Origin of the sequence: Streptomyces sp. NPDC060049 (assembly GCF_042736715.1) — a bacterium.
GTDB lineage: Bacteria > Actinomycetota > Actinomycetes > Streptomycetales > Streptomycetaceae > Streptomyces.
The window spans coordinates 183564-189898 of sequence record NZ_JBHWVV010000016.1 but is presented as its reverse complement, the minus strand read 5'-3'; the positions used below and the strand labels follow the sequence as shown (position 1 = coordinate 189898).

General features: G+C 69.8%; 7 protein-coding genes. 5 read left to right on the top strand and 2 right to left on the bottom strand.

Features of this window, described 5'->3' with window-relative positions; all coding sequences use genetic code 11:
* Nucleotides 1–1013 precede the first annotated feature (1013 nt).
* From ACFWBY_RS27905 to ACFWBY_RS27895, 3 genes are all read left to right on the top strand, one after another.
* The gene (locus ACFWBY_RS27905; RefSeq protein ID WP_385334651.1) at nt 1014–1214 is read left to right on the top strand and encodes a hypothetical protein; all 201 of its coding nucleotides are present in this window, start codon (nt 1014–1016) and stop codon (nt 1212–1214) included.
* Nucleotides 1215–1674: 460 nt separating this feature from the next.
* Nucleotides 1675–2118: a hypothetical protein gene (locus ACFWBY_RS27900; protein ID WP_385334649.1), complete on the top strand. Its 444-nt coding sequence runs from the start codon at nt 1675–1677 to the stop codon at nt 2116–2118.
* 394 nt (nt 2119–2512) lie between these two features.
* On the top strand, nt 2513–2902 hold the full coding sequence (locus tag ACFWBY_RS27895) for a hypothetical protein (protein WP_079403197.1): 390 nt from the start codon (nt 2513–2515) through the stop codon (nt 2900–2902).
* A gap of 336 nt (nt 2903–3238) precedes the next feature.
* On the opposite strand, the gene ACFWBY_RS27890 is transcribed toward ACFWBY_RS27895, so the two are convergent.
* Nucleotides 3239–3439 carry a hypothetical protein gene (locus ACFWBY_RS27890; protein ID WP_385334647.1) on the bottom strand — a complete coding sequence of 67 codons (201 nt, stop codon included), beginning with the start codon at nt 3437–3439 and terminating at the stop codon, nt 3239–3241.
* Between the two features lie 49 nt (nt 3440–3488).
* Between ACFWBY_RS27890 and ACFWBY_RS27885 the strand changes: the two genes are divergently transcribed.
* Nucleotides 3489–4205, top strand: a complete 717-nt coding sequence (locus ACFWBY_RS27885; protein ID WP_385334645.1) for a hypothetical protein — start codon at nt 3489–3491, stop codon at nt 4203–4205.
* Nucleotides 4206–4350: 145 nt separating this feature from the next.
* Nucleotides 4351–5427 carry a hypothetical protein gene (locus tag ACFWBY_RS27880; RefSeq protein WP_385409718.1) on the top strand — a complete coding sequence of 359 codons (1077 nt, stop codon included), beginning with the start codon at nt 4351–4353 and terminating at the stop codon, nt 5425–5427.
* Nucleotides 5428–5903: 476 nt separating this feature from the next.
* Here the strand turns inward: ACFWBY_RS27880 and ACFWBY_RS27875 are convergent, their stop codons facing one another.
* Complete coding sequence (locus tag ACFWBY_RS27875; protein ID WP_385334641.1) at nt 5904–6095, bottom strand: hypothetical protein; 192 nt, start codon at nt 6093–6095, stop codon at nt 5904–5906.
* Nucleotides 6096–6335 lie beyond the last annotated feature (240 nt).

Genomic DNA, 6335 nt, shown 5'->3' with positions numbered 1-6335 from the left:
GTGTCCGAGCTATGCGGGGCGTTCGGGACTGTGGGGGTCCCGGGGGTGCGGGGGCCCTGACCCGGAGGAGTGTCCGAGCTATGCGGGGCGTTCGGGCAGGTGGGGGTCCCCGGGGTGCGGGGGCCCTGACCCGGAGGAGTGTCCGAGCTATGCGGGGCGTTCGGGACTGTGGGGGTCCCGGGGGTGCGGGGGCCCTGACCCGGAGGAGTGTCCGAGCTATGCGGGGCGTTCGGGACTGTGGGGGTCCCGGGGGTGCGGGGGCCCTGACCCGGAGGAGTGTCCGAGCTATGCGGGGCGTTCGGCGTCTTCGGCTGCGGCTCCTGGTTCGGCTTGTGCTCGTGCTGGATCTGGACCACTGTGTGTGCAGACGCGGGCGCCGCCTCGGCGCTGGCCACGCCGGCTGCCCCGGAGAATATCGCGGCCACGCAAGACACGCCGACGACGTAAGGGACGCGCTTCTTAATAGCCATGACATTTTCTCCTAGATTTCTCGCATCTCCTGAATTCAGGCGCCTTCGGGAGGAGAGGCCGCCTTCCCTCTTACAGTTTGGCGCTTTACCTGAATCCAGATTGCCCGTTTGGGGCCATCGACAGAAAGGCACGGAGATTCGGGACTTGACACCTCTGAATGAGTATGGATAGTCACGCCGAGGCTGTGAAGGGATTGCGGCAGCGTGTGACAAATCCACGAAGGATCACTGCATAAGCGATGTGTTGAGCTGCTGATCTAGTGATCGTTGCGGGATTCCTGGTCGTCGTACCGCATTTGATCTGAGCTGGGGTTTCCGTGGATCGACCTCCGCCTGCAGCCAAGAAGCCCTTCATCCCGGCCTGGGCCCAGACGTCCCTCTCCCCCTTGATCGGGCCCGGCGTCCGACGCGGCCCGTTCCACCGGTCAGAGAGAGGGGAAACGAAGAAGGGCCGCCACCTCGAGCGGATGACGGGCCCCGGGCTGCCCCTTCTGGCTACGGGGCGGGAGTGAATCCACATCCGCGCCGCCGCAGCCAGCCGCGATGTCCCACAGCCGCTCCCGCTCCGCCTCGTCGACGGCCAGGCCCCAGTGGAGCTTCGTCGCCGTCCACTCCGCCCCGTACCGGCACAGCGCCTCCGGCGACGACGGCAGCCACTGCGCCGGATCCTGGTCCGCCTTCTGCCGGTTCGAGCGTGCCGTCACCGCCACCAGCGAGGCGGCCTGGCCCTGGTCGTTCGCATAGGCGTCGCGCCTCTGCGGGGTCCACGAACTTGCACCAGTTGGCGGGGAGCGTCATTAGAACCGTGCGGTATTCCTGCCCCGCCCTGGTAACAACCAGCGTCCCGCTGCGCCCGGCCAGGATTGTCCTGATGGCGGTTCGGTCCGCAGGGAGGCCGCTCTCGTCGAACCACGACGTGACGAGGTCGGTGTTGATACGCCCGCGTCAGCGGATGGCGGGGCAGAAGCGGCACAGTGGAGCAGGCGATGGACCTCATGGCTCCAATCCCGCACCACGGCCCGGACGTCGGCCCGGTGGGAGGAAGGGTTTCCAACTCTCAGGGACGCCGTACGCGCTCTCACCGTGCACGAGCGGGTGCACCCTGCCACCTGCGTGATCAGTCGTTCCCCGTCGAGGTGCTCGCCGGCATGGCGCAGGAAGCCGAGAAGGCCATGGCCTCTGACGGATACCTGCACAACGGCAAGTGGAACGCGGCCGTCGGCGAGGCGGCGAGGCGGCGAACCGAATCGCGGGACAAGTCGATCTCGCCGCTGTCGTAGCGCGATCCACCGGTCTGGAGGTCGATCAGCCTCACAACGACGTCTACATCGCCTATCTGGAGGAGGGGCAGTTCCTCGACTTCCACGTGGACGAATTCGGCTTCGGGGAGGCCAACCTGCTCCTGTGCCTCAAGCACGAGCACCTCGCCGCGACCCCCACGGTGAGCTGCACCGTCTTCATCGACGCCGACGGCTACCTCGAATGCGATCTCGCACCGGGAGACTGCGTCGTGTTCGACGGAGCGCTCACGCCGCACGGCCGGACGCCCCTCGGCGCCGGAGAGAGCGTCATCCTCGTCAGCTTCGGCTTCCGCGCACGCGAGCAGGCTCCGCGTACGGTCGCCCACCTCCCACCGGCCCCGCTCTGAGTACCGCGTAGCGGGGCAGGGTGGGGATCACCCGCCACCGTCCGGCTGGGCGGGCACCCGGACATCGGCCTCAGCCGCAGCGGGCGGGTGGGGCGGCCCGCACCGCCCTCCGCGAAGTCCGCCACGCTGGTGGGTAACCCGGACGGCCCGGGCGCCGTTGAACCGGGCCTGACCACGACGATGCGGCTCACGCCCGTCATTGGCGTGCAGCGAAGTAGCGGTGAAACGGTTCCTCGCCCGACCTGGAGCCGATCTTCGCCGAGCTCGCCGCCCGGTGTGCCAGCGCCCCCACCTGGACAGTGGTCGTAGCCGGCCCGGCTCCCGCCTCGGATACCGTGTTCCTCTACGGGGTGCCATAACGGATGTGACGCCCCCCACCGGAGGTAGTCAGCGTATGAGTTCAAAGCGCAGCAAGAATCCAGCCCTGCCCGTACTTGACGACGCATTCCGACTCGCGTCGGTCAAGGACGCCGAAGAGTCCACCCGTGACTTGGCCGCGCGGCTGGCCACCACCGAGTTGCGCCGCGTTTCCCACCCGGGCCGGGTCACCTGGGAGCCCACCGATCAGGCCGAGCCCGTACCGGTCCCGCCGACTGTGGTCGACGGTGACGGGGACCTGTGGCTGCGGGACCGGGGCACTGGCACCTGGACCATGCCCGAGTTCAACCCGAAGGAGTTCCCGGCCCGCTGTGGCGAGGTTCTGACGTGGAACCAGCTTGCCCGCGAGTTCGGCCCGCTGACCGCACTGGCCGACGACCGCCGCATCGGCGGCGGCCGGCGCTGACTGCGCAGCCTTCTGGGATGACCGCGCCCCTGAAGCGCCCGTTACGGGTAGCTGGGAGCTCCAGCTCACCGCCAAGCTCGACGATGGCGGCGAGCAGGTGAGCGTGGTGGTGGCGTGCGACGGCCTCGAGCAGCGTGGTGCGGGCCTGGCGCCACCCGATGTCCTCGGTGCGGCCGGCGTCGGTGGACCAGCCGGGTAGCGGTCGGCCTTCAGTTGCCGTGGTGAGCGCACGGCCCAGCTCGCCGATCGACTGCTGCCAGCTGCTCGGTGGCGGCATGCGCCGCTGGTCTCTGCCCCTGCTCCTCGCCGCGCTGCTCGCGGCTGTCGTGCGCAGGGTTATGACAGCGGGATGGCAGAGTCCGTGTCAGTAGGCAGTGACGGATCGGAGAGCATCCGGAGGCTGTACGCGACGTTGTCGTGGAAGCGGTCGATGATGTCGCCGCGGGTGACCATGTCGGCGGCGGCGACATCGTCGACCGCTTCCGCCGTCGACACAGACTCGCTGCGCAACTTCTGGTCCAGTACCTCGTCAGACACCAGTGCAGATCATTTGGGATCTGTCTCTGACGGGAGGAAACAGAGCGTCATGATGCGGAAGCTTGCTGCGGCTGTACTGGTCGCCGCTTCTTTGATGTCGGTTGGCACGTCGGTCGCCTACGCCGAAGGGGAGGTTCTCACCAGCTGCGACGGCGACGTCCAGTTCGGAGAGGACGTCGAGAGCACCCGCAACGAGTTCATCGCCTGGGGGTCGGGGTGTTACCTGCCCACTGGGGAGTTCAAGGACGGGCAGACGAGTGGCCCGGGTCATGTCAAGGAGAGGGTCTGCGAGGAGTGGCGGAAGGTCCATTACGGCTACGCAGAGGAATGCATGGGGTTCAGGAGCATCGTCTATTCGTACGAGAAGGCGGTCACGGCGGAGGACGACTTCACGGGTGAGATGAAGACGAAGTTCTACGGCCTGCGGCAGGTTTCGAAGGCAACCGCCGGTCGCTCCTGCTGCCCCGTCGCGCGCGGCGGGGCAGCGGTGAGCATGCACCCGTGGGGCCTGTCCTGCCCCCTCCGTCCACACGCGAGGAGGCGGCGCACCGACAAAACCCTGCGCCTCACTGACGTCTACTCTGCGCACGAAAGCGGCCTCCGGATGCCTCACCGTCCACCCCGCCCCCGGCCCGCGAAGGCCTCCGCGGCCGACCCTTCAGCATGGTTGCTCGCTGGCTGGCTGCCACTGCACTCCCCGGTTACTCGGCACCGGCTTAGCCGGCTCGGTGCGTCCGGGGCACGCGACGCCTACATGGCGTCCTAGGGCGCCCGGGGGCTGACGCGGAGGTCAGCGCGGGCCGGGCTGGGGACCGGGGCGGGGTGTTCTGTCATCCAGTGCGGAGGCGGTTCGCCCATGCGACCGGCGGCTGTCAGGCGTGACCTCCCTCGTTCAAGATCGTTTCTTCGGTATGAATACACAGCTGAAGAGTTCCCGTTGTCGGCGTCTGCTCAGTGTGGCCGCGGCGGTCGCGGCGGTCGCCGGCACCGGCGCCTTCACCACCCCGCAAACCGCCGGCGCCGCTACGCAGACGGTGACGTTCGACCAGCCCGGAGCGCGGGCCTGGACGGTGCCCGCGGGCGTCCAGCAGATCACGGTCAGCGTGTGGGGGGCCGGCAGCGGCGGAGCGGGCGGTACCGGAGGTGCGGGCGGCGGTGGCGGCGGCGGCGCGGGTGGGCAGAGCGCAACCGGGGTGGGTTCGGGCGGAGCGGGGGGCGGCGGCGGCGGGGGCACCGGTGGCGGTGGCGGTGCCAGCGGCAAGTTCATCCGGTGCACGCTGAAGGTGACCCCGGGCCTGCGGTTCACGGTGACGGTCGGCAAGGGCGGCTCAGCCAGTTCCGGGACCGCCGGAACGGCCGCCGGCAAGGGCGGCGAGTACGGGGACTTCGGTGGCAGCGGAGGTACCAGTGCTCCGAACGCCCCCCAGTCCAACACCGGGGACGGTGATACCGGCGGGGGAAGCAAGATCTCGGCCCGGGGGGCCTCGGCCAGGGCCGACGGCGGCGGCGCCATGAACTACAAGGGGGCCGTGGGCAGCCCCCATGGCGGCCAGTGGGGCGGCGGCGGGAAGCTGCTCGGTATCGGCGGGGGCAACGGCGCCGGCGGCAAGGGCGACGGCAAGGGCGGGAGCGGAGGCTCCACCACGCGCGACACGCCGAGCTGCGGAGGAAAGGGCCACAAGGTCGAGAACACGGGCCGGGGCTCCGACGGCAAGAACGGCAGCATCGGGTCCGCCGGCCGGTCCGGCCGCAACGACTACGCGATCGGCGAGTCCGGCGGCAAAGGCGGCCCCGGCGGCCAGGGCGGCGCCAGCCCCTCTGGCAGTGCCGGATACGGCAAGGGCGGCAACGGAGGCACCGGCGGGAAGGGCGGCGACGGCGGCCGAGGCGGCCAGTCCGCAGGAGCGGACGGCGCCGACGGCGACGCCGGCGCACGCGGCAGCAAGGGCGAAAAGGGCCACGACGGAGCAGTGACCATCCAGTACTGACCCATCTTGTCGCCCGCCGGCTGACCACCCCGGTCGAAGCCGGCCCCGGTCCCGGTGCCCTCGTGAGCGGCGCCACCTCGGCCCCAGTTCGACGGGGCAACCGGGCACCGCGGGCCCGGCACCGTACCCATCCGCGACACCATGCCGCATCCGTCCTACGCGACTGCGTAGGCGTTCACGCGCCGAGGGTCAGGTGCGCATACAGGGTGTCGGGCATGGTCCGCCCCACCCTGGCGGCCCGGAGGCAGCCGCCGGGTGCGCTGCGACGGCGAGATCCTCAGCCGCGCGCCCTGAGCCCCCCGCGACCTTCGGTAGTTCCTGCTGCGGGGATGCGTGAACCCGGACACCGCCCTCCTGGACGATCCCCTGCTGATCCAGTGGCGCGGCAGCGGCCCAGCCGTCTGGAGCCAGGTCCCGGCGCGGCTTGCCCGCTAGCCTTCGTTGGCGAGCTGGCTCTTGACGCCGTTGCTGAGCAGCTAGCGTGTCTGCTTGTTGAAGACGGTGACGAAGCCGTCGGCGAGAGCGTCGATGATGTCGTCGTTCACGGGCAGGGCCGCGTTGGATGAAGGCGGGGCCGGCTCGCTCTCCTGGGCCTGAGCGATGCCGGAGAAGGACAGAGCGGCACCCGTGAGGGCGACGGCGGCCAGTAATCGCTTCGTGGGGGTCATGGCCTGCCAACGATCGCAGTCATCGCGGGTCACGGAAGCACAGACTGCTCATGCTGCACTCCGGGATGTGCGGGGCCCAGACCACCGTTGACCGGCTCTGGACGGATCGATGTCCTCGAGCTGCTCGCGCCGTCTTCGTGTCATCGCGCCGACGGACGCCTCCACCGGCAGGCCCTCGGCCCGACGCTGCTCGATCCGCCGATCGGAAGGACCTGCGGTACGCCGGTGCGCTCCTCGGTA